This window comes from Chryseobacterium sp. VD8 (assembly GCF_037149975.1).
Taxonomy (GTDB): Bacteria; Bacteroidota; Bacteroidia; order Flavobacteriales; family Weeksellaceae; genus Chryseobacterium; species Chryseobacterium indicum.
This window is the reverse complement of the sequence record NZ_JBBCQL010000027.1, coordinates 1-24,194: the sequence shown is the minus strand read 5'-3', so window position 1 is coordinate 24,194 and position 24,194 is coordinate 1. Positions and strand designations below refer to the sequence as shown.

Sequence of the window (24,194 nt, the reverse complement as noted above, 5' to 3'; positions counted from 1 at the left end):
CGAAAGGTTATTTGTATTTTGCGATTTCTGCTTTTAGTGTTTCAATCTCTGCTTCCAGTTTATCGATGTATTTTTTCTGAGATTCCCACAAAGAAAGCGGAATGTTGTAATTATTGGTATTAACAATTCCATTACCTGTAGAATTGTCGTTAAAAATAAAAACTAAACTCTCTTCATTTTCATAAACCTCTTCGAAAGGAACTTCCAATACTTCTGCAATTTTCTGCCATTCCGATAAAGAAATTTTTGCCGTTCCTTTCTCTCTTCGGTTGTAGTTGGAAACATCCATAGAAAGGATGTCTGCCATTCTTTCCTGGCTGATGTTTCTTCTTTTGCGGGCTTCGATGAGTTTTGTTTTTTCCATTTCTGTAAAGTTTAGTGTAAAGATAATTTTTTTGCGAAAAATCGCAATAAAATCGCAAAAAGAAAAGTCTTTTTGTTGATTTCTAATTTTTACTTTTGACAAGTTAGCTAAAAAACACAAACGTTCAAAAAATACCTTTAAAAACTAATATGCCGGAAAGATCAAATTTAAATTATTTCGTTTATCATTTCTTTTGGCTTCCTGTATCGGTGGGAGCGCTGTATATTTCCATTCAGTATTTTGTGGTGTACCATCTTCTGAATTTTGGGAATTATGATATTCTTTTTACCATAACGTCCTGTTTACTTCTGTCGTTTATAAATTTAGGTTTTGCCCTGATTGGTAAAGAAAGAAATCAATTTGTAAAAGATTTTTCAGAATACGTTATTATTTTATACCTCTCGTGTATGTTGTCTTTTTTCATTCACTTTTGCAGGTTCAATTTTGGAACGGTAAGGCGTTGCGCTTTTGATCTTGATATTTCTGAAGTGAAAAATATGCATGATGTGGCGATACTTTTTACATCCGTTATCAACATTATTTTTCTTTGCATCATCCGTAGATATAAACTCAAAATTAGAGTATTGCATTTTGTACTGTTGATATTAGCAATGGTTGCTCAGTTCTTTTATACACGTAGTTTTAGAATGATATAAATACGATTGATGCTGAAATTTAGTTTGAGTATTATGTCATTTCGACGAAGGAGAAATCTATTAATATAGTAGTAGAGATGCTTTCAACATGACAAACTTTGCTCAGGATTATCTAAACGCAAAGTTTTTCTTTTGAGAATGAATATATTTAGGCAGCAAAGTGAAGGTAGATTTCATCTGCTCAAAAGCGCGCTTCATCATCCGTCTGCGACGGAGTATCTTTGCATCTCTTTAATGAGGTGAAAACTTTTTTCCTTTGCGTTTAGATTGCAGTTTTTAAATCAATAAAAAAATGTTTGTATAAGCATTTGATATTTTTTTCAGAATCATCCGCTAAATTTTTAAAATTTGCAGGAGCTTTCATAAACTGCTCTGTCATTTCGATACAGGAGAAATCTATCAAATATGATCGTAAAGATGCTTTCAGCATGACAAACTTTGCTCAGGATTATCTAAACGCAAAGTTTTTATTTTTAGAATGAATATATTTAGGGAGCAAAGTGAAGGCAGATTTCATCTGCTAAGAAGCGCGCTTCATCATCCGTCTGTGACGGAGTATCTTTGCTTCTCTTTAATGAGGTGAAAACTTTTTCCTTTGCGTTTAGATTCAGTTTTCAAATCAAATCAATAAAATGTTTGTATAAGCATTTGATATTTTTTACAAAATCTTCTGCTAAATCTTTAAAATCTGCGGGAGTTTTTATAAGCAGAGTGGTTTTAAAATATTTCAAATTCGCCTTTCTAACTATCTTTCCCTGTATAATAATTATAATCCTTAATAACAACCCCGATGAACTGTCTTTCCGTCATTTTGGTAGGATCTACTTCCAGCTTCAGAATTCCTTTAATTTTATCGGAAAGTTTGCTGATGATTTGTCGGTCGTCCACTCGTAAAGCTTTCAGATAATTATCTTTAATAATTCTCATATCATTATCGCTTAAAGCAATGACCTGCGGAAAAGTTGGAACATAATCTTCTTTAATGTTTTCCAGAATCGTATGCGAAATATTGATGTTGTTTTTTAAAGAAATAACGGCGGTTCCCGATGCAATATCTCCCAAACGCTGGTTGTTTTTGGAAACAATGGCAGAGATAAGACCGATAATAGAAATATCAATGATCCTGAAAACCCAGCGAATCATATAATCTCCGAATCCCGCCTGATAACCGTCGATTTTCACCACCCGGATTTTCATGACTTTCTTTCCCGGAGTCTGCCCTTCCATCAGGCTTTCCAGAACAAGCGGATAAATAGCAGTCGGGAAAAGAAGAATGCTGTAAATAGCAATAATCGACCACTGATCCAGCCCGTCCATCACATATCCCAGATTCAGAATATTGAAAAAAAGATACAGAATAGCGATGGTGTACGCAATTTGAATAAGAAGATCGATAATATAAGCAAGAAGTCTTTCTCCAACACCCGCAATGTTGAAATTAATATTTACATTTTGTGAAGTATTTATCGCGATTTGAGACATTATTTTTATTATTTTAGCCTTACAATTATGAGAGAAGTTTATTTCATTAAACAAAATAAAGAAAAATGGTTGGGAATAGAACAGGTTATTCAGGGGAAAATTAAAAAAAATCCTGATGATCTCTCTTCGCTGTACATCAACCTCGTTAACGACCTTTCTTTTGCACAGACGTATTACCCGAAAAGTAATACCACGGTTTATCTTAACCATTTGTCGGCACAGATCTTCCAGAAAATTTATAAAACCAAAAGGGTAGAGGAAAACAGGTTTCTGCATTTCTTCAAAACCGAAGTTCCTTTGCTGGTGTACCAATACAGAAGATATTTGGGATATGCTTTTCTGTTCTTTACATTATTTACCTTAATCGGTCTGCTTTCCGGAATTTACGATAAAGATTTCGCCAAAGTTATTCTGGGTGAAGAATATGTGAATCAGACCATCGAAAACATTAAGGCAGGAAATGCGGTAGGAGTTTACCAGAGCGGTTCTACATGGGGAAGTACGATCGGGATTATTTTCAACAATATAAAAGTAGGTGCAAGACTGTACATCTACGGAATTGCAGGCGGAGTAGGAACGTTGTGGGCTTTGCTGAACAACAGCGTGATGCTCGGTTCTTTCCAGTATTTCTTTTACGATTACGGCGCATTGAAGGACAGCGCAAGAGGAATCTGGCTTCACGGAGTTTTTGAAATCTTTGCGATGGTAGTGGAAGCCATGTGCGGTCTTATTCTGGGAGCCTCTATTTTATTTCCGAAAACACTGTCAAGATTTAATTCTTTCAAGAGCGGATTTAAAGATTCATTTAAAATATTCCTGAGTACCGTTCCTTTCACCATCTGTGCAGGAATTATTGAAGGATATGTAACAAGACACGCCCTGAAAATGCCTTTAATTTTAAATTTAATTATTATTTTCGGGTCTTTGGCAATCATCGGGTTTTATTACTGTATTTATCCGTCTGTTGTCAGCAAAAAAATTAATAACCAGATTCAGGATGCAGTTTTATAAAAAAAGAGATTTCGGAAGTTTCATCAGCGATACTTTTGCTTTTTTCAAATTATACGGTAAGAATTATTTTAAAAATTTTATTCTGCTGAACGGCTTGCTGCTTATTTTAACCGTTGTTGTGATGGTGGTAGGATTCAGAGAATTCTTTGGTGCCATTTTCGGATCGAATATGAGCGGACAAAGCTATTATTTTGAACAGTATTTTCAGGATAATTTAGGACTGATTATCATCGCGGGAATTGTACTTTTTGTGCTTTCCACAGCTTTAATGACGGTTAATCTGCTTTTTCCTGTATTTTATATGAAAAGAATTGCGGAAGGGCAGAAAGAAATAAAAACAGATGATATCATCAGTGATTTTAAAGTGAATTCTAAAAAAGTTTTCATTGCCTATTTCGGGCTTACCTTTTTGGTAATGCCGGTTGCAACAGCTATTTTCGGATTTTCTTATCTGTTGGTGTTTTTTTTCATTGGGATTTTTCTGCTGCTTTTTATCCTGCCGAGTTTATTCAGCATTATCACTTTTCTCTGCTACGATTATTTTAACGGAAATAAAGGTTTTTTCGAAAGCCTAAGTTATGCCGTAAGATCCCAGTTTTCTTATCCGAACGGAAGAGAAAAATCTCCCTACTGGAAATATTGGGGAGCAACCATTATTTTGGGACTGCTTTTTTATATTGTAAGCGGATTTTTATCCGGAGTTCCGATGATTTTATACATTCTTAAACTTTCAACAACCGCTCCGGATGCGAATTTTGAACAAAATCCTTTCTCCGGAAATTTCGGAATTGTTATATTCTTTATCTACGGACTTTCAACATTGGTTTCAACCATTTTAATGAATGTTCTGTATGTAAATTCAGGATTGATGTATTACGACAGCCGCACCGATCTTCATCAGAAAATGGAACTGGCAGAAATAGAAACAATAGGAAATAATGAATAGGCTTCTTCTTTTACTGCTTTTTTTCAGCTTCGGAACTGTTTTTTCTCAGCAGCAGGACGATCTGCCTCCTGAAGAAACAGTTTTTCTGGACTCGATAGAAACGGGACATTACAGGAATATGTACCGTGCAGATTCTGTATTGTATAAAAATCCGGTAACGGAAAACACTGTTTATCCTAAAAAATTTAAAGACAACATCCCTTCAAGATACAAAGACAAAGATTTCGATTATACTACGGTAAAACCCAGAATGTCTTTCGGGCAGAAACTGATGAAGAAGCTCGCGGAATTGTTAGACAGTATTTTCGGGGAAACCGTATTTACAAAATCCGGAAATTTTGCAGGGATTTTAGTGCGTCTTTTTGTGATTGTTCTTGTCGGTTTCCTGCTGTATTTCATCATTAAATATCTCATTGGGAACGGCGGAATTTCATTCTTCGGAAAGAAAAACCGGAAAGTGGATATTCGCGAAGAAGAGCTTCATGAAAATATTCACGAGATTAATTTCCCGGAAAGTATTCTGAAATTTGAAAAATCGGGCGATTTCCGTTCGGCAGTGCGTTATCAGTTTTTATTTGTCTTAAAAAAATTAAGCGATAAAAAACTCATCGTCTGGAATCCGGAAAAAACCAATAAAGATTATGCGGCAGAGCTGAAAGCACCGCACTTAAAAGAAAGTTTTTACGATCTTGCCTATATTTTCGATTATGTCTGGTACGGAGAATTCTCTATTGATGAAGAAAACTACCTGAAATTTAAAAACCAATATCAATCCTTTAAACCGTAATTAATTGTTATCATGAACAAAACTTTCAAAATATATGCTGTAATCTTCGTCGTGGTGATGATTATTCTGGCGTTGTTTGAAGTCAACAAAACAGAAAGTACGGATTGGAGGAAGAATTTCAAGACTTACCAGAAATCACCGTTCGGATTGTATGTTTTTAATAACGAGATCAAAGATCTTTTTAAGAATAAAGTTAAAAAAATAGATCAGACTCCTTACGATTATTATACCCAGAATAAAGAAAAAGGCAGTCATAATATCCTTGTTATCGAGCATGAAGTAGATACAGAATCGTGGAATAAAATTCTGGAAGAAGTTTCCAAAGGTTCCAACGCGATGTTGATTATCAGCGAAATGCCGAAAGAAATTTCCGACAGCATCGGTTATTATGATTCTATGATTTCTTTTCGGGACGAAAATGTTTTAAAACTTACCGATACAAAATACCAGAACGATTTCATTAAACTGGATAAATTTCCATCCGGAAGAGGTTTTACTTTCATTAAACCGGGATCTGAAGTCTTAGGAAAGACAGTGGAAAAAAATAATGACGATCAGGCAAATTTTATTAAAGTAAAATTCGGGGAAGGCTATTTTTACGTTCATTGCGAACCGCTTTTTATTACCAATTACTATCTTCTGAAACCCGGAAATGTAAAATATGCACAGGATGTTTTTTCTTATCTGGATGATAAAGAAACATTGTGGTTTCTGGAAAGCAATTCGAAATCTTCCCAGTTTTTGCTGAGGTTTATCCTTTCAAACCCAGCTTTAAAGTATGCATGGTGGGTTCTTCTGGGCGGTCTGGCTTTGTTCATTTTCTTTAATGCCAAAAGAAAACAGCGCATCGTCCCGATTGTGGAACCGCTGAAAAATAACTCGGTGGATTTTGTGAAAAGTATCGGAAATCTTTATCTTCAGGAAGGCGATTTCCATGATATGATGTCGAAAAAAGCACAATACTTCCTGAACAAAGTAAGAATGGATCTCCTTATCGATACCCAGAAACTGGATGAAGAATTTGCAAAAAAACTCCATCTGAAAACCGGAAAACCGATGGAAATAATTGATGAAGCCATTGGGCTGATTAAAAAAGGGCAGGATCCTTATGCGCACGTAATGAAGGAAGATCTTGTGAGAATGAATAAAATTTTGGATGAAATTATTTAATAAATGTAACAATCTGAAAATATAACAGTGTGGTAATTCTCAATGTAATTGGTAATTGGATACACTGTTCTATTAATAAATTATAGGATATGGAAAACTTTGAAAACCCAAATATAGAAAACGAATTTTCTATCAGCTTAGATAAAAAAGAAGATCAGTTTCAGTCGAGAATCGATATGATTGAACTTCGTACAAGTCTTGAAAAAGTAAAAGCCGAAATTGCAAAAGTAATCGTCGGTCAGGAAAACATGGTGGAGCATCTTTTGGCGGCACTTCTTTCGAACGGTCACGTTCTTATTGAAGGTGTTCCGGGAGTTGCCAAAACCATCACGGCAAAATTACTGGCAAAAACCATCGATGTAGATTTCAGCAGAATTCAGTTTACACCCGATCTGATGCCTTCCGATATTTTGGGAACTTCTGTTTTCAGTGTGAAAAATTCTGAATTTGAATTTAAAAAAGGACCTATTTTTTCTAATTTCATCCTGATTGACGAGATCAACCGATCTCCTGCAAAAACGCAGGCAGCTTTGTTTGAAGTGATGGAAGAAAGGCAGATCACGATGGACGGAACCCGCTATCCGATGGAAGAACCTTTCCTTGTGGTAGCAACCCAGAACCCGATCGAGCATGAAGGAACATACAGGCTTCCGGAAGCCCAGCTTGACCGTTTTCTGTTTAAAATAAATGTGGGTTATCCGAATCTGGAGCAGGAAATTGCCATCATCAGAAACCAGCACGAAAGTAAGCAGGAAGATAAAACAGAAGTTGTCAATAAAGTGATTACTGCACAGCAACTGAAAAATTATCAGCATCTGGTAAAAGAAATCATTGTGGAATCTCAACTGATGGAATACATTGCTAAAATTATCATCAACACCAGAGAAAACCAGTTCCTGTATTTAGGAGCTTCTCCGAGAGCGAGTCTGGCTTTGTTAACCGCATCAAAAGCATTTGCGGCTTTAAGAGGAAGAGATTTCGTAACGCCTGAAGACATTAAAGAAGCCAGTTACGCCGTTCTGAGACACAGAGTCATCGTATCGCCGGAAAGAGAAATGGAAGGTCTTACTGCGGATGAAATTATCAGACAGATTTTAGAGGGAATAGAGATTCCGAGATAGAAATTGGTTGTTAGTTGAAAGTTGATCGCTTTCATCTAATATCCTGCTGAATATTGTTCATGAAAAACTTATACCTCAATACACGCTTTTTCTTCACGCTCATCGGAGTGGGGATTCTGTATGTTCTCGCTTTTTTCTTTCCGTTACTCATGTGGGTAGCGCACATCGTTCTGCTTCTGGTTTTTTTGGCAGCAATGGTGGATTATCTTTTTGTTTTCAACAGGAAAGAAGGAATTTCTGCACAGAGAATATTGCCCGAAAAATTGTCTAATGGTGATGAAAATCCAGTAAAAGTTGACATTAAAAACAACTATGCTTTCAAAATCAGTGTGAAAGTAATTGACGAGATTCCGTTTCAGTTTCAGAAGAGAGATTTTTTAATCGAAAAACAGATTGAACCGGGAAGAAATACATTTTTTCAATACATTTTAGAGCCAAAGGAAAGAGGAGAATATAATTTCGGAAGTTTAAATGTGTATGTTTCTTCACCTTTAGGTTTTGTCGCAAAACGGTTTAATTTTCAGAAAGATGCCAATTTACCGGCTTATCCGTCATTTATTCATCTAAGAAAATATGAACTGATGGCTTTGCAGAGTGAATTTCTGTTGGGCGGAATCAAAAAAATCCGTAAACTGGGACATACGATGGAGTTTGAGCAGATTAAAGAATATGTTCCGGGAGATGACATCAGAACGATCAACTGGAAAGCGACGTCCAAAACAAACCGATTGATGGTTAATCAGTTTCAGGACGAAAAATCACAGCGTATTTTTATGCTGATTGATAAAGGACGAACAATGAAGATGCCTTTCAAAGGGCTGAGTCTTTTGGATTATTCCATTAATGCAACGATGGCTTTATCCCATATCATTCTGAAAAAAGGCGACCGCGCCGGAATGATGACTTTTTCGAAAAAAACAGAAAATAAAATTGCGGCAGAAAATAAATCGGGACAGCTTAGAAAAATTTCGGAAGCGCTTTATAACATCAAAACCGATTTCTTTGAGAGTGATTTTAACAGATTATATCAGGATGTTAAATATTCGCTGAACCAGAGAAGTTTAATTCTGTTATTTACGAATTTTGAAACATTGGATGGCTTAAACCGTCAGTTAAAATACCTTCGCGGAATCGCTAAAAACCATTTACTGGTTGTGGTCTTTTTCAAAAATTCAGAATTGCAGACGTTGATTCATAAAAATCCTGAAAGTATGCAGGAAGTGTATGACGAAATCATCGCTGAAAAATTTGAGTTTGAAAAGAAACTGATCATTCAGGAACTCCGCAAATACGGAATTTACACAGTGTACACTTTACCGGAAAATCTGAACATTGATGTCATAAATAAATATCTGGAGATTAAAGCGAGAGGGATTTTGTAATTTTTAAACAGGGATTTCATTTCAAAATGAACCGCAAAATTCATAAATGATTTAAGCAAATTTATAAATGATAAAAATTGCATTATTCATAGTATGTCTCTGCTGTTTTTTATCCTGCGACAAGAAAATAAAACAAGAGGATGATTTTGTCATTTTTAAAGTGAATCCTAAAATAGAAAATGTTGCTTTTTACTGGAAAGATGATAACGGAACAATTCTTAAAAGCATTGCTCATTTAAAGAATAAAACAGGGCAGGAAAATAAAGAATTAACATTTGCCATGAACGGCGGAATGTTTGAGCCCAATAACTTTCCCAAAGGATTGTATATTGAAAATTTTAAAATCCTGAATAAAACAGATACTTTATCCGGCAAAGGAAATTTTTATCTCCATCCTAACGGAATATTTTACCTCACAAAAAATAATGAAGCTGAAATTGTCGAAACAAAAGCTTTCAGAAACAATCCTGAAATAAAATACGCAACACAATCCGGACCTGTATTGCTGATTGACGGAGAGATAAATCCAATATTTAAAAAAGATTCGAAAAATATCAACATCAGAAATGGAGTCGGAATTCTAAAAGATGGAAATATAGTTTTTATAATGTCTAAAAAAGAGGTTAATTTTTATAATTTTGCTTCAGTATTTAAAGAATCAGGCTGTACAAAAGCTTTGTACCTCGATGGCTTTGTTTCCAGAACCTATTGCCCCGAACAGAAATGGATTCAGAAGGATGGAGACTTCGGAGTCATGATCGGGGTTACCACATCTAAAAAATAAATTTAAAAATGAAAATATCACTTAACCGAATCAACGACGATTTTTTATTTGAATGTACCAATTCTCAGGGAAATTCAATTCTTTTGGATAATACAACACAACCCGGCGCAAAAGGCATTTCTCCGATGGAAAGTGTTCTGATGGCAGTTGCGGGATGCAGCGGAATAGACGTTGTTTCTATTCTGAAAAAACAGAGACAGGAAATTACAGATTTTAAAGCAGAAGTAGAAGGCGAAAGGATTCCTGTAGATGATGCAAAACCTTTCAAATCGATAAAAGTTAAGTTTTTTCTGGAAGGGAATATTGATCCTAAAAAAGCGCAGAAAGCAGCCCAGTTGTCTTTCGAAAAATACTGTTCGGTTTCCAAAACACTAGAACCGAATGTGGAAATAGGGTATGAGGTTTTTGTAAATGGCGAAAGTGTAAAAGATTAGATTGAGCTAAGTTCAATAAAAAAAGAGAGGCTGTCCTAAAAGTTTGGGCAGCCTCTTTTAAATTTATTATCAAACCTCCATTACATCAATAATCTTGGCTTCAAAAGCTTTGCAACCGTTGCCGTCCATCCTGTCTGGTGAGAAGCTCCTACGCCGCGTCCGTTGTCTCCGTGAAAATATTCGAAAAAGGTAATGTAATCTTTAAAATTTTCATCATAATTAAACTTCGCATTTCCTCCGTTGAAAGCACGTTCTCCATTCTCGTCTTTCAAAAATATAGAACAAAGTCTGTTGCTGATATCGTGAGCGACCTCATCAAGATTTTTCTTGTCACCGCTTCCCGTCGGCAATTCTACTTTCAAGCTGTTTCCGTAGTAGAAATGGAATCTCTGTAAACTTTCAACAATCAGAAAATTGATCGGAAACCAGATCGGACCACGCCAGTTGCTGTTTCCCCCGAACATTCTGCTGTCGCTTTCCGCAGGAGTATAATACACAATATTTTCGGTGCCATGAACAGAAAATTTGAAAGGATTATCCTCATATACTTTCGACATTGCACGGATTCCGTACTGGCTTAAAAATTCTTTCTCATCAAGCATTCTCGTAAGAACTTTTGTCAGACGGTTTTTCCTCAGAATACTCATCAGATGCTTTCTTCCGTGGCCTTCTTCTTCCCAGTGCGAAACAAGTTTCGTAAGTTCAGGTTTGTTTTTCAGAATCCAATCCATTCTTGTGGTAAAGTTGGGCATTTTATCCAACAGATGATGATCGATAATTTCCACAGCAAACATAGGAATCAATCCCACAATACTTCTCAGTTTCAGGGAAACACTGTCGCCGTTCCCAAGCTGAAGCACATCATAGAAAAAGCCGTCTTCTTCATTCCATAGCCCTTTTGTTCCTTCCCCCAGATTTTCCATGGCTTCGGCAATATAGAGATAATGCTCAAAGAATTTAATCGCCATATCTTCATACACCTGATAATATTGTGCGAGTTCCATGGCAATTCGCATCATATTCAGAGCGTACATTGCCATCCAGCTAGTTCCGTCCGCCTGCTCCAGATGCTGTCCGTCTTTTAACACCATATTCCGGTCAAAAGCCCCGATGTTATCAAGCCCTAGAAAACCGCCTCCGAAAATATTTTTTCCATTTTTATCTTTTCGGTTTACCCACCATGTGAAATTCAATAGTAATTTCTGAAAAACCTTTTCCAAAAATAAAAGATCCGGTTTTCCGTTTTGTTTTTCATCAATTTTAAATACACGGAAACATGACCACGCATGAACGGGCGGGTTTACATCACTCAGGTTCCATTCATAAGCAGGAAGCTGTCCGTTCGGATGCATATACCATTCTTTAGTTAATAAAAGAAGCTGTCCTTTCGCAAATTCAGCATCAATAATGGCAAACGGAACACAATGGAAGGCAAGATCCCATGTCGCATACCAAGGATATTCCCATTTATCAGGCATCGAAATGATGTCTTTATTGTGCATATGATTCCACTCTGTATTTCGGACATAATGGTTGAAGTTTCTCGGAGCTTCAAAATTCGGATCGCCTTTCAGCCATTTGCCGACATTATAGTGATAAAACTGCTTATTCCAGAGAAGTCCTGCAAAAGCCTGTCTTTGCACATTTTTTTCATCCTCATTGGTAACATCATTCTGAATTTCAGCATAAAATTCATTCGCTTCCGCAATTCTTGTATTAAATATCTCGTCAAAATCATGAAAAGGACGATCAAGCTCATTGGGCGACAGTCTGAAATCAAACGTTTTTGACTGTCCGGCTTCAATCACGTCATCAATTAAAAAAGAAGCTTTTGTTCCTCTCTTTTCAGGATTTACTGTATTGCTTCCATAGGTAATGTAATCGTTGATTCCGTCTTTGTAATAGGTATTTCCAGGATAAGGAGTTCCGTATAATTTTGGACTGTTGGTCTCGTTATCACAGAAAACGCTTTCTACAAGAATGTTTCTTGAGTAGAACTTTTTAATCGCAATACTGTCATGACTGATATTGATGCAGCCTTCGTGAGAAGCATGGGTTTGCCCTTTATAGGTATTATAGCCCCATTTCCAGTTATTTCTGAACCATACCATGGGAGCAACTATAATCGGAGCATCTTTATTACTCCTGTTGCAGACAGTTACCCTCACTAAAATATCATTATGTTCAGCCTTTGCATATTCAATGAAAATATCAAAATATTCATCCTTATCGAAAATACCGGTATCAAAAATCTCGTATTCGGGTTCCTTCTTACTTCTTTTTGCATTCTCAGAAAGAAGATCATTATAAGGAAATTCATTAATCGGATATTTGTACACCATTTTCATGTAGCTGTGCGTAGGTGTATTATCCAGATAATAAAAGAGTTCTTTAATGTCTTCTCCATGATTTCCCTGTGGATTGCTCAAACCAAAGAAGCGTTCTTTCACCATTTTATCCTTCTTGTTCCAAAAGGAGAGCGCAAAACAGAAGAGTTGCTTTGCATCAGAAATTCCGGCTATTCCTTCTTCTCCCCAACGGTAGGCATAGCTTTCTGCGGTATTGTGGTTGGCGAAATTCCATGCGTCGCCGTTCGGGCTGTAGTCTTCGCGTACATTTCCCCATTGCCGGTTACTCACGTAAGGTCCCCAGTTTTTCCAGTTTGTGTCTTGTAATCTTTGTTTTTCAGCAATCATATTTCATCATTTTTCATTACGAAGTTAGCTTTTTTACGAAAAAATTCCAACTCATGAAATTTGAATTATTATTAATATTTCCCTGAAAGCCTTCTGTTTATCGGGGTTTATCATATTAAGTTAAATTTTTATAAATATTTAAAAGAAAAGTTTTATCTTTGCACCATTCGATCATTCAAATATTGAAAATGTTATCAAGAAAGGTTGAGGGATTAGACCCTGTGAAACCTTAGCAACCCTTTGCGCAGGCAATGAAGGTGCTACGTTCTACCAGAATTATTTTGGACAGATAACTCACTGAAGTTCTTTCAGCCATTTCCTGTGGCATTTTCAATTGTATTAAAATAATAGAATTGAAAACAGAACTTAAACATATTAATTTTTCGTATCGTACCGATTCCCAAAAGGAATACAATATCCCGTTGAGCTATCAGCTTTTCGGGAAAGACCTGTTTTCTGCCCCGATCATTTTAGTGAATCATGCTTTAACCGGAAATTCAAATGTTTCCGGAGAAAAAGGATGGTGGAAACAACTGATTGGAGAACATCAGGTAATCGATACCGAACAATATACAGTTCTGTGCTTCAATATTCCCGGAAACGGATTTGATGATTTTTTTATTGATGAATGTGAAGATTTCACGCCTTCAGATATAGCAAATATATTTTTGAAAGGCCTTGAAATTTTAAATATTAAAAGTTTACACGCCATTATTGGAGGTTCTTTAGGAGGCGGAATCGGTTGGGAAATGCTGGTAAAAAAGCCACATCTTGCCGAAATTTTCATCCCGGTAGCCTGCGATTTTAAAACCCACGACTGGCTTCATGCACAGTGTCTGGTTCAGAAATTTTTATTAAATCAAAACGATGAACCTTTACAGAAAGCCAGAATTCATGCAATGTTGTGCTACAGAACACCTGAATCGTTAAATAACAGATTTCAAAACAGATACAGTGAAGAAAAGCAGAGATTAGAGTCGGAAGACTGGCTTGTTTATCACGGAAAAGCTTTAAACGAAAGATTTAGTTTAAAATCATACAAGCTCATGAATCATTTGCTGATGAACATCAATGCCAATGATGAACATTTGGAAAAAATTCAGGCGCGAATGCACATGATCTCTGTAGATACAGATTTATTTTTCCCCGCTTCAGAAATCCGAATGTGTTTTGAAAAGCTGAAAGAGAAAAACAAAGATGTTTTCTATCACGAGATCACCTCAGTTCATGGGCACGATGCCTTCTTAATGGAATATAAACAATTAAATACGATCATTAAAAATATTTTGAAAAATGAGTAAGATTAATGCTAAAGAAATAAAATTTTTAAAAAACAGATCCATCATCAAATTTGAAGGAGAAGATTTCTTAGGTGAAATCGGGATCGACGGACGAATTTTTAAAGCGCTTACTTTGGCGCGAATCAGTGTGGGAGTAATTTCCCAGCAGGCAATTGAAAACGGAATCTCCATTTTAGTTCATGAAAACGATTCCGAAAAAGCAGTCAATTGTCTGATTGACGAATTTGAACCAGAAAGAAAATCAGGAAAAGTTTCCCAGATATACAGCATCAATAATGTGTCGGTGTTAGGTTTTGTTGCAGAAGACTTCAACAAAGTTTTAGCGGAACTCGCGAGAAATAATGTTTTCCCGTTGCTTTTGAACCAGATTGCAGCCGAAAAACGGGTAAATATCGTTGTGACATCTTCACAGGACGAAAAAGCAAAAAATATCATCGAATCTGAAATTTCCAAAAAACCGAAAACCGTTCATCTGGCAATTATCGGTCACGGAAACGTAGGGAAAACTTTAATACAGCAGGTTTTGGAATCTTCGGAAGAAATTAAAAGACGAAAAAAAATAGACCTGAAAGTTGTTGCAGTTGCCAATTCTAGAAAAATAGCATTCAACAAAAAAGGATTCGACAGCAATTGGAATGATGAGGTTTTAACGGCAGAAAAACCTTCCGATGTTCAGGAACTGATTAATTTCTCCAAAGAAAATCAGCTTGAAAATTTAATCGTTGTGGATAACACCGCAAGCAAAGACTTCGTGAAAAATTATCACACATTGGCAGAAAACGGCTTCGATCTCGTTTCTTCCAACAAAATTTTCAACACCCTTCCGATTTCAGAATACCGTCAACTAAGATATACGTTGAACAAAAACAACAGACGCTATCTCTACGAAACCAATGTGGGAGCAGGTTTACCATTGATCGACACCATTAAACTTCTACACCTTTCAGGAGAAAATATTACCAGAATTAAAGGCGTTTTCTCGGGAACATTAAGCTATGTTTTCAATAATTTTTCTTTGAGAGACGATAAGTTTTCCACCATCATCAATGAAGCGTTGGAAAAAGGATATACAGAACCCGATCCGAGAGAAGACTTGTCAGGAAACGATGTGGCAAGAAAATTATTGATTTTAGCGAGAGAATTAGACTTAATCAACGAATTTGAAGATATCAAAATTCAGAATCTGGTTCCTGAAAATCTGCTTTCTGTTTCCAAATCAGAATTCCTTTCAAGACTGGACGAATTAGATGCGGAATATCAGAAAATCAAAGAAAATCAGGAAGAAGGACACGTTTTAAGATATGTGGGAGATCTTCACGGAGATTTGCAGAAAGAAAAAGGAGAACTGGATGTGAAATTAATTTCCGTTCCGGCAACTTCCGCATTAGGACAACTGAAGGGCTCAGATTCAATCTTCGAAATCTATACCGAAAGTTACGGAGAAAACCCAATCGTTATCATGGGAGCCGGAGCCGGCGCAATAGTTACGGCAAGAGGCGTATTCGGAGACATTTTAAGAGTAAGTGAAACAAAATAAAAGAACCTGTGAACCCGAAGGGTTCAATATTAATAGCCGTAGGTAAAACCTATGGAATGAAATAATAAAAATAACCGTAAATAAAACCTACGGAAAATATAGAAATGGAAAACGAAAATTTTGAAACCTTTGCCATAAGAACCCAGACTGAAAGAACCCAGTTTGATGAGCATTCAACGCCTTTGTATCTCACATCCAGCTTTATTTTTCAGGATGCGGAAGACATGAGAGCGAGCTTTGCGGAAGAAAAACCAAAAAATTTATACAGCCGTTTTTCCAATCCGAACGTAACAGAATTTACCGATAAAATTGCCAAAATGGAAGGCGCAGAAGCGGGATATGCTTTTGCAACAGGAATGGCAGCGATTTACTCCACATTTGCCACTTTGTTAAATGCAGGAGATCATATTGTAAGCTGTCAGTCCGTTTTCGGATCTACGCATACTTTGTTCACAAAATATTTCCCGAAATGGAATATTGAAACAACCTATTTTAAAGCAGAAGACGCCGGAAATGTAGAAAAATATATTCAGCCCAACACGAAAATTTTATATCTGGAAACACCTACCAATCCTGCGATTGAGGTTTTGGATTTAGAGTTTTTCGGACAGATTGCGAAGAAACACAACTTAATTTTCATTGTGGATAATTGCTTTGCGACACCTTATCTGCAACAACCGATAAAATACGGAGCAGACATTGTGGTGCATTCCGCAACCAAATTAATTGACGGACAAGGTCGTGTTTTGGGCGGAGTTGCGGTCGGAAGAGAAGATCTGATTCGTGAAATCTATCTTTTCGCCAGAAATACAGGTCCTGCAATGTCACCTTTCAACGCCTGGGTTTTGTCAAAAAGCTTGGAAACTTTAGCCATTCGTGTAGAAAAACATTGCGAGAACGCTTTAAAAGTAGCTGAGTTTCTTGAAAATCATCCAAATGTAGAACTGGTAAAATATCCGTTCTTAAAATCTCATCCAAGCTACGAAATTGCGAAAAAGCAGATGAAATTAGGCGGAAACATCGTTGCCTTCGAAATCAAAGGAGGTATTGAAGGCGGAAGAAACTTTTTAGATAAAATTAAAATGTGTTCCCTTTCCGCAAACTTAGGCGATACAAGAACCATTGTAACGCATCCCGCTTCTACAACGCACTCCAAATTATCCAATGAAGAAAGAAACGAAGTCGGAATTACTGCAGGTTTGGTTCGTTGCTCGGTAGGTCTGGAAAATGTGGAAGATATCATTGCAGATTTAAAACAGGCATTAAGTGTTTAGTTTTTTATGTTGATAAAAATGAAAAGAATTAAAATAGAATTATATGCAGGCTTTAATATTGCAATAGGATTATTATTTTATTGGTACATATTAGGGAATATTTTTCTTTACAAAAAATTACTACTCTCTATTTTTATTGTTTTCAATATAACATGTTTTTTAATTCATATAAAGGGATTTAAGGAATATAAAAGAACGAGCTATGTTACTTTTATGGGATATTTAAGCACCTTAGGATTTTTAGTTATTACGTTGATGTTAGAAATCCTGGAATTAACAAAATAATTTTCAATAAAAATTTTAAAATGAAAAATTCAGAACAACTATACAAAGCATTATCCGAAAGAATTTTAATTCTCGACGGAGCGATGGGAACCATGCTTCAGCGGTATAAATTCGAAGAAGAAGATTACCGTGGCGAACGTTTCAAAAACTGGGAACATCCGGTAAAAGGAAACAATGATTTGTTGTCTTTAACGCAGCCCCACGCAATAGAAGAAGTTCACAAAAAATACCTTGAAGCGGGAGCAGACATCATCGAAACCAATACATTTTCAGGAACAACCATTGCCATGGCAGATTATCACATGGAAGATATGGTTTACGAACTGAATTACGAATCTGCAAAAATTGCAAGAAAAGCCTGCGACGAGTACACCGCGAAAAATCCGGATAAACCAAGATTTGTGGCAGGTTCTATCGGTCCAACCAACAGAACGGCAAGCTTAAGCCCCGATGTAAACGATCCCGGCTATAGAGCCATTACTTTTGACGAACTGAGAATTGCTTACAAACAGCAATGCGAAGCCTTATTAGACGGAGGATCAGACATTCTGTTGGTAGAAACCATTTTCGATACATTGAATGCAAAAGCAGCCCTTTTCGCCATTGACGAACTTCAGGACGAAAGAAATATCAAAATTCCGATCATGGTTTCAGGAACAATCACGGATGCTTCAGGAAGAACATTGAGCGGACAGACAGCAGAAGCATTTCTGATCTCAGTTTCCCATTTAAATCTTTTAAGTGTAGGATTTAACTGCGCTTTGGGAGCAAATCAATTGACGCCTTATCTGGAAACATTGGCTCATAATTCAGAATTTGCTGTCTCAGCTTATCCGAATGCGGGTTTACCAAATGCTTTCGGGAAGTATGATGAAACTCCAGAAGATATGGCAGGACAGATTAAAGAATACGTGGAAAAAGGATTAATCAATATTATCGGAGGCTGCTGCGGAACGACGCCGGAACATATCAAGGCAATTGCCGATCTGGTTTCGCAATATCCACCAAGAAAATTGAAAGAATTGGTCTGAAATAATAGAATTTTTTAATTAAATCAGAAAAAAAAAGGAACAGTTTTTAATATTATCTTTAATTATCACACAAAATTAAATATAATGGAAAAACCTATTTACTTTAAAGATCCGCAGGATGCCAGATTATTTAATGAACTCAGAAAAAAAGTGAACCAAAGAGTAGAAGCCATTCCCGAAAACAGGGATATTTATATTCAGATCAAAGCAGTTATTCTGCCTTTGGTCTATTTTGGTTTATATGTCTTTGCACTTTTAAATGCAGACCAGCCTTCTGTTTACATTTTGAGTTTTATTTTAATGGGGCTTTCTCTTGTTTTAATTTATCTGAATTTAATTCACGAAGCTGCTCACAATAATATTTTTAAAAGTAAAAGACTGAACAGTCTGGTTTTACAGATTTTCGATTTTGTGGGAGCCAATTCCTACATCTGGAAGAAAAGACACATCTCAAGCCATCACGCATATCCGAATGTAGACGGTTGGGATACGGATATTGAGCAAAGCGGACTTTTATTAATTGTTCCGTGGATCAAAGCAAAAGGAATTCAGAAATATCAGCATTTCTTTTTCTTTCTGGTCTATCCTTTATATCTGTTCAATTGGATGTTTATCCGCGATTTCAGAGATTTTTTCGATAATGAAAGAGTGATTCTGAAAACGCAGGGAGCGATTCCGGTAAAAGAAAAAATTAAAATGGTGGCGTATAAACTGTTTTACTTTTTCTATCAGATTGCCGTTCCCGTTCTGTTTTTTAAAGTCTCTTTCGGCTTGGCTTTGGGGGCATGGTTTTTACAGGTAATTGCAGCGAGTATTTTTGCGCTTTTTGTCCTGTTGCCTTTGCATCCGCTTCCCGATAATGCCTTTCCGAAACTGGATGAGAAGAACGGACTTCCTTTCAGTTGGCTTCATCATCAGTTTGAAGTCACCAACGATTTAAAAGAAAATAACTGGTTTGTGCGGAATATTTTGGGGAATTTCAACTTTCACGTTGCCCACCATCTTTTTCCGAATTACAGTTATGCTTATTATAATGAAATTACAGAAGAAATCGAACAGTTTGCCAGAGAACATAATCTCGGCTATAAACGGTTTCCGATTTTTACCGCTTTGGGCAAACATGTCGATTTGCTGAAGCAAAATGCGAATAATGCATATTTTATTTTAGAAGAATAAATTGATGAAATATTTAAGATTATCGGGGCTTGAGCCTTTGATTATTACACCGGAAAGCAACTTTATTAACGTTGGGGAAAGAACCAATGTTGCCGGTTCAAAGAAATTTTTAAGATTAATAAAAGAAGAAAAATTCGGGGAAGCGCTCGATATTGCACGTCATCAGGTTGAAGGCGGTGCGCAGATTCTCGACGTTAATTTTGACGATGGACTGATCGACGGAAAGGCTTCCATGATTAAATTTTTAAACCTGATTGCCTCAGAACCGGACATCGCAAGAATTCCTCTCATGATCGACTCTTCAAAATGGGAAATTCTGGAAGCCGGATTGCAGGTTGCACAGGGAAAATGTGTGGTTAATTCCATCAGCTTAAAAGGAGGTGAAGAAGAATTCATCAAACAGGCAAAAGCCATCAAAAGATACGGTGCCGCAGTGATCGTAATGGCTTTTGATGAGGTGGGACAAGCCGATACCTACGAACGCAGAATCGAAATTTCAAAACGTTCCTATGATATTTTAGTGAATCGTTTAAATTTCCCTGCAGAAGATATTATTTTCGACTTAAATATTTTCCCTGTGGCAACGGGAATGGATGAACACCGCAGAAATGCTATTGATTTTATTGAAGCAACAAGATGGGTCCGCCAGAATCTTCCGTATGCATCTGTGAGCGGAGGAGTTTCCAATGTTTCGTTCTCGTTCCGTGGAAATGATACGGTGAGAGAAGCGATGCACTCGGTTTTCCTGTATCACGCCATTCAGGCAGGAATGAATATGGGAATCGTAAATCCTGCGATGCTGGAAGTTTATGATGAAATCAACAAAGAACTTCTGGAGCTTGTTGAAGACGTCATTCTTGATAAAAGAGAAGATGCAACAGAAAGACTTCTTGATTATTCTGAAAAGCATAAATCCGTTAAGAAAGAAAAGGTTGAAGATTTAGAATGGAGAAATCATCCTTTGCAGGAAAGAATCACCCATGCTTTGGTAAAAGGAATCGACCGTTTTATCGAGGAAGATGTGGAAGAAGCAAGATTACAGGCAGAAAAACCGCTTCATGTGATTGAAATTAATTTAATGACCGGAATGGGCGTTGTGGGAGATCTGTTCGGAAGCGGAAAAATGTTTTTACCGCAGGTGGTAAAATCTGCAAGGGTCATGAAAAAAGCGGTGGCTTACTTACAGCCATTCATCGAAGCAGAAAAAGACGGAACAAAACCTGCCAACGGAAAAATTTTAATGGCAACGGTAAAAGGAGATGTTCATGATATCGGTAAAAATATTGTAAGCGTTGTTTTAGGTTGTAACAACTACGAAATTGTGGATCTTGGCGTAATGGTTCCTGCTGAAAAAATTATTCAGACTGCGATTGAAGAGAAAGTAGATGTGATCGGACTTAGCGGACTGATTACACCAAGTCTGGATGAAATGGTTTACATCGCTCAGGAACTGGAAAGACAGAATTTAAATTTCCCTTTACTAATTGGTGGTGCAACGACATCAAAAGCGCACACTGCTGTAAAAATCGATTTAAAATATAAAAATGCAGTAGTTCATGTCAATGATGCTTCCAGAGCGGTAAACGTGGTAAGTTCATTATTGGGCGACCGAAATAAAGAATACGTTGATGATCTGAAAAGCGAATATTCTGAATTCCGTGAAAAGTTCCTGAACAGACAAGTAGAAAAAGACTATGTTTCTATTGAAGAAGCCAGACAGAATAAATTTAAAATCGACTGGGAAAATGAAGAAATTTTTACACCCAATCAGTTAGGAATTACCGTTGTTGAAAATCAGGATCTGAAAGAATTATTGCCTTTCATCGACTGGTCACCTTTTTTCAGAAGTTGGGATCTTCACGGCAAATATCCGCAAATTTTAGAAGATGAGGTTGTAGGAGTTCAGGCAAAAGAATTGTTCAAAGATGCGCAGGTAATTTTAAAAAGAATTTTGGATGAAAAGTTATTAACGGCAAAAGCTATTTTCGGAATTTTCAAAGCCAATTCCAACGAAACGGATGATATTTTAATTTTTGATGAAAACAACGATCAAAAAACGAAGTTCATCACCCTGAGACAGCAGGCTCAGCGTTCAAAAGGGAAAGATTATCTGGCGTTAAGCGATTTTATTGCCCCTGAAAGTTCAGGAAAAACCGATTACATGGGTGCTTTCTGTGTAACAACCGGTTTCGGAACGGATGAACTGGCGCAGGAATACGAAAAAGCGAATGACGACTACAACGCAATCATGGTAAAAGCTTTAGCAGACCGTTTCGCAGAAGCCTACGCGGAATTTTTACATAAAAAAGTAAGAACGGAATATTGGGGTTATGCCAATCAGGAAAATTTAACCAACGAAGAATTAATTGCTGAAAAGTATAAAGGAATTCGTCCCGCTCCGGGTTATCCTGCGTGTCCGGATCACTTAGAAAAACATGCAATCTGGGATTTACTAAAAGTGGAAGAAAATATCGGTGTTTACCTGACGGAAAGTTTAGCAATGTTCCCGACTGCTTCAGTTTCCGGATATTATTTCGGAAGTCCGCACGCCAAATATTTCGGATTGGGAAAAATTGCCGAAGATCAGCTTAAAGATTATTCGGTAAGAAAAGGAATTGCTTTGCAGGAAGCGAGAAAATGGTTGAATCCTAATTTGGCAGATTAATTTTTCTATCATATAATTAAAGACAAAAAATGATAATACATAAATTGATAAAAAAAAGATGAAAAAAATATTATTTCTAATGATGCTTACTAATCTTGTTAGAGCACAAAGTATTTATTCAGCAGATATTTCAAATTACCAAGCCGGACAAAGTTTGTTAGGACAATATGGATGGAGTGAAGTACCGTATTTAAGTACATACAATAATCATATGCAGGTGGAAAACTTTTCAATGAGTTATTTGAATTATGGGACTACAAATAAGGCATTACATTATGTTCCTAATCTAAATACGCCATCACAAATATTTGCAAATAACACAACTACAACAGAAGCAAACTACTATTTTGCCTTCTTATTAAACGTGCAAAGTGCAATTATAACAGATCAAATTACATCATTGGATTTTGTTCAATTACATTCAGGAAATAATCTTGTATTTAGAATAATGACTTCCGGAACTGGAAACGGATATCAAATAAGATTTGGAAAAATGGATACAGAAGTGGCTCCTACGGTTCTTAATTTTAATCAAACCTATTTATTGGTTTTTAAATATTCACAAAATTCCGCAAGTTTATCAGATGATAATATTTCATTGTTTATTAATCCGGATGTAAGCTTAAATGAACCGCTTCCTCATTATACAAACTACTCAGGAAATGATGTTAATTCTTCATTGGCAATAAACAAAATTTATTTAACACAAAATAATGCAACTTATAATGGATTTAAGGCTTATATATCTCAGCCTAAAATTTGTATGAACTGGAATGACCTGAAAAATTTACAGGCTTTAGCGGTTAATGATAACAAAAGGAGTGAAAATGAGTTTCGTATTATTGAAAATCCTATAAAAAATAATATCCTTAAAATTAAATCTTCGGATGGTATTTCAGATTATAATATTGATATTTATGATATTTCAGGAAAAAAAATAATGAATAACATAAAAATGAAATCTGAAATAGATATCTCTAATCTAAAAGAAGGTGAATACTTTCTTAAAATTTTAGAAAAACAAGAAAAAACTTTAAAATTTCTAAAAGTCAGATAATGAAAATCACAGACCATATAAAAAACGCAAACGGGAAAACGTTATTCTCTCTTGAAGTTGTTCCGCCCCAAAAAGGAATTGGGATTGAAGATTTGTATAAAAATATTGACCCTTTAATGGAATTTAAGCCACCATTCATCGACGTTACGACTTCACGAGAAGAATATATTTACATCGACAAAGGAAACGGATTAATGGAACGCAGAATCACCAGAATGCGTCCCGGAACGTTGGGAATCTGTGCTTCCATTCAACATAAATATAATGTAGATACCGTTCCGCATCTGCTTTGCGGAGGTTTTACCAAAGAAGAAACAGAATATCTTCTGGTAGATTGTATGTATCTCGGAATTGATAACGTGATGGCACTCAGAGGCGATGCGATGAAAGGGCATCAGTATTTTGAGCCAACTCAGGGAGGTCACGGAAGCGCAATGGAATTGGTTCATCAGATTAACGATCTGGGAAGAGGAAAATATCTCCATAATCAGGATGAAATTTGTGATGAACATAATAAATTCTGCATCGGTGTTGCCGGTTATCCCGAAAAGCACATGGAAGCACCATCCATGAATTATGATCTGAAATGGCTGAAACAAAAAGTGGATGCAGGAGCAGATTATATCGTGACTCAAATGTTTTTCGATAATAAAAAATTCATTGAATTTGTTCAGAAAGCCAGAGAAATGGGAATCACGGTTCCTATCATTCCGGGAATTAAACCAATTGCCACTAAAAAGCATTTAAAGATTTTGCCTCAGATTTTTAAAATTGATCTTCCGGAAGATTTAATAAATGAAGTCGAAAATGCCAAAAACAACGAAGCCGTAAAACAAATCGGAATCGAATGGGCAATCGCACAGTGCAGAGAACTGCTGGAATTCGGAGTTCCTGTTCTGCATTTTTATTCGATGGGGAAGAGTGATAATATTAAAAAAGTAGCCGGAGCGCTATTCTAATAAAGTGAAAAATGAATATTTGAGAGTTCTGCATTTCTGCAGAACTTTTTTATAGGGTTTTCGGCGGCGAAGCCGC

The 24,194-nt window shown here is 36.4% G+C and carries 21 protein-coding genes and 1 riboswitch; of the genes, 17 read left to right on the top strand and 4 right to left on the bottom strand.

The annotated features are described in order from the left end of the window. Window positions 1-7 precede the first annotated feature (7 nt). The 3 genes from WFK35_RS05175 to WFK35_RS05165 form a co-directional block, all read right to left on the bottom strand. A complete protein-coding gene (locus WFK35_RS05175) occupies window positions 8-364 on the bottom strand; it encodes a helix-turn-helix transcriptional regulator (protein ID WP_108411047.1) in 357 nt (118 codons plus the stop codon). Between the two features lie 392 nt (window positions 365-756). Then, window positions 757-954: a hypothetical protein gene (locus WFK35_RS05170; RefSeq protein WP_308003306.1), complete on the bottom strand. Its 198-nt coding sequence runs from the start codon at window positions 952-954 to the stop codon at window positions 757-759. 807 nt (window positions 955-1,761) lie between these two features. After that, a complete protein-coding gene (locus tag WFK35_RS05165) occupies window positions 1,762-2,502 on the bottom strand; it encodes an RDD family protein (protein ID WP_108410658.1) in 741 nt (246 codons plus the stop codon). A 27-nt stretch (window positions 2,503-2,529) separates the two neighbouring features. On the opposite strand from WFK35_RS05165, the gene WFK35_RS05160 reads away from it, so the two are divergent. From WFK35_RS05160 to WFK35_RS05125, 8 genes are all read left to right on the top strand, one after another. Beyond that, window positions 2,530-3,513: a stage II sporulation protein M gene (locus WFK35_RS05160; protein ID WP_076395006.1), complete on the top strand. Its 984-nt coding sequence runs from the start codon at window positions 2,530-2,532 to the stop codon at window positions 3,511-3,513. Then, complete coding sequence (locus WFK35_RS05155) at window positions 3,500-4,459, top strand: DUF4013 domain-containing protein (protein ID WP_336731671.1); 960 nt, start codon at window positions 3,500-3,502, stop codon at window positions 4,457-4,459. The genes WFK35_RS05160 and WFK35_RS05155 overlap by 14 nt, the downstream gene beginning before the upstream one ends. Next, entirely contained in the window at window positions 4,452-5,246 is a 795-nt protein-coding gene (locus tag WFK35_RS05150) for a DUF4129 domain-containing protein (RefSeq protein WP_336731669.1), read from the top strand. Before WFK35_RS05155 ends, WFK35_RS05150 begins: the two co-directional genes overlap by 8 nt. 12 nt (window positions 5,247-5,258) lie before the next feature. Continuing rightward, window positions 5,259-6,416, top strand: coding sequence for a hypothetical protein (locus WFK35_RS05145; RefSeq protein ID WP_336731668.1), 1,158 nt, complete (start codon window positions 5,259-5,261; stop codon window positions 6,414-6,416). Between the two features lie 89 nt (window positions 6,417-6,505). After that, the gene (locus tag WFK35_RS05140; RefSeq protein WP_442892005.1) at window positions 6,506-7,537 is read left to right on the top strand and encodes an AAA family ATPase; all 1,032 of its coding nucleotides are present in this window, start codon (window positions 6,506-6,508) and stop codon (window positions 7,535-7,537) included. Between the two features lie 59 nt (window positions 7,538-7,596). Then, entirely contained in the window at window positions 7,597-8,919 is a 1,323-nt protein-coding gene (locus tag WFK35_RS05135; protein WP_336731666.1) for a DUF58 domain-containing protein, read from the top strand. A 67-nt stretch (window positions 8,920-8,986) separates the two neighbouring features. After that, window positions 8,987-9,703, top strand: coding sequence for a phosphodiester glycosidase family protein (locus tag WFK35_RS05130; RefSeq protein WP_336731665.1), 717 nt, complete (start codon window positions 8,987-8,989; stop codon window positions 9,701-9,703). Window positions 9,704-9,711: 8 nt separating this feature from the next. Beyond that, window positions 9,712-10,137, top strand: a complete 426-nt coding sequence (locus WFK35_RS05125) for an OsmC family protein (RefSeq protein WP_336731664.1) — start codon at window positions 9,712-9,714, stop codon at window positions 10,135-10,137. 80 nt (window positions 10,138-10,217) lie between these two features. On the opposite strand, the gene WFK35_RS05120 is transcribed toward WFK35_RS05125, so the two are convergent. Then, complete coding sequence (locus WFK35_RS05120) at window positions 10,218-12,833, bottom strand: MGH1-like glycoside hydrolase domain-containing protein (protein WP_336731663.1); 2,616 nt, start codon at window positions 12,831-12,833, stop codon at window positions 10,218-10,220. 188 nt (window positions 12,834-13,021) lie between these two features. Then, a riboswitch (SAM riboswitch) is annotated at window positions 13,022-13,129 on the top strand. Between the two features lie 57 nt (window positions 13,130-13,186). Here WFK35_RS05120 and WFK35_RS05115 point away from each other — a divergent pair. The 9 genes from WFK35_RS05115 (at window position 13,187) to metF (ending at window position 24,118) form a co-directional block, all read left to right on the top strand. Then, window positions 13,187-14,134 carry an alpha/beta fold hydrolase gene (locus tag WFK35_RS05115; protein ID WP_336731661.1) on the top strand — a complete coding sequence of 316 codons (948 nt, stop codon included), beginning with the start codon at window positions 13,187-13,189 and terminating at the stop codon, window positions 14,132-14,134. Then, window positions 14,127-15,671 (top strand): ACT domain-containing protein, encoded by a 1,545-nt coding sequence (locus WFK35_RS05110; RefSeq protein ID WP_336731659.1) that lies wholly within the window; start codon window positions 14,127-14,129, stop codon window positions 15,669-15,671. The genes WFK35_RS05115 and WFK35_RS05110 overlap by 8 nt, the downstream gene beginning before the upstream one ends. Before the next feature lie 104 nt (window positions 15,672-15,775). Next, window positions 15,776-16,945: an O-succinylhomoserine sulfhydrylase gene (locus WFK35_RS05105; protein ID WP_336731656.1), complete on the top strand. Its 1,170-nt coding sequence runs from the start codon at window positions 15,776-15,778 to the stop codon at window positions 16,943-16,945. An 18-nt stretch (window positions 16,946-16,963) separates the two neighbouring features. Continuing rightward, window positions 16,964-17,230, top strand: coding sequence for a hypothetical protein (locus tag WFK35_RS05100; RefSeq protein WP_268052606.1), 267 nt, complete (start codon window positions 16,964-16,966; stop codon window positions 17,228-17,230). Window positions 17,231-17,250: 20 nt separating this feature from the next. Continuing rightward, complete coding sequence (locus WFK35_RS05095; protein WP_336731655.1) at window positions 17,251-18,261, top strand: homocysteine S-methyltransferase family protein; 1,011 nt, start codon at window positions 17,251-17,253, stop codon at window positions 18,259-18,261. Window positions 18,262-18,345: 84 nt separating this feature from the next. Beyond that, complete coding sequence (locus WFK35_RS05090; RefSeq protein ID WP_336731654.1) at window positions 18,346-19,437, top strand: fatty acid desaturase family protein; 1,092 nt, start codon at window positions 18,346-18,348, stop codon at window positions 19,435-19,437. Window positions 19,438-19,441: 4 nt separating this feature from the next. Continuing rightward, complete coding sequence (metH, locus tag WFK35_RS05085) at window positions 19,442-22,102, top strand: methionine synthase (RefSeq protein WP_336731653.1); 2,661 nt, start codon at window positions 19,442-19,444, stop codon at window positions 22,100-22,102. Between the two features lie 58 nt (window positions 22,103-22,160). After that, window positions 22,161-23,159, top strand: a complete 999-nt coding sequence (locus WFK35_RS05080) for a T9SS type A sorting domain-containing protein (protein WP_336731651.1) — start codon at window positions 22,161-22,163, stop codon at window positions 23,157-23,159. Continuing rightward, complete coding sequence (gene metF, locus WFK35_RS05075; RefSeq protein WP_059137971.1) at window positions 23,159-24,118, top strand: methylenetetrahydrofolate reductase [NAD(P)H]; 960 nt, start codon at window positions 23,159-23,161, stop codon at window positions 24,116-24,118. The genes WFK35_RS05080 and metF overlap by 1 nt, the downstream gene beginning before the upstream one ends. Window positions 24,119-24,194 lie beyond the last annotated feature (76 nt).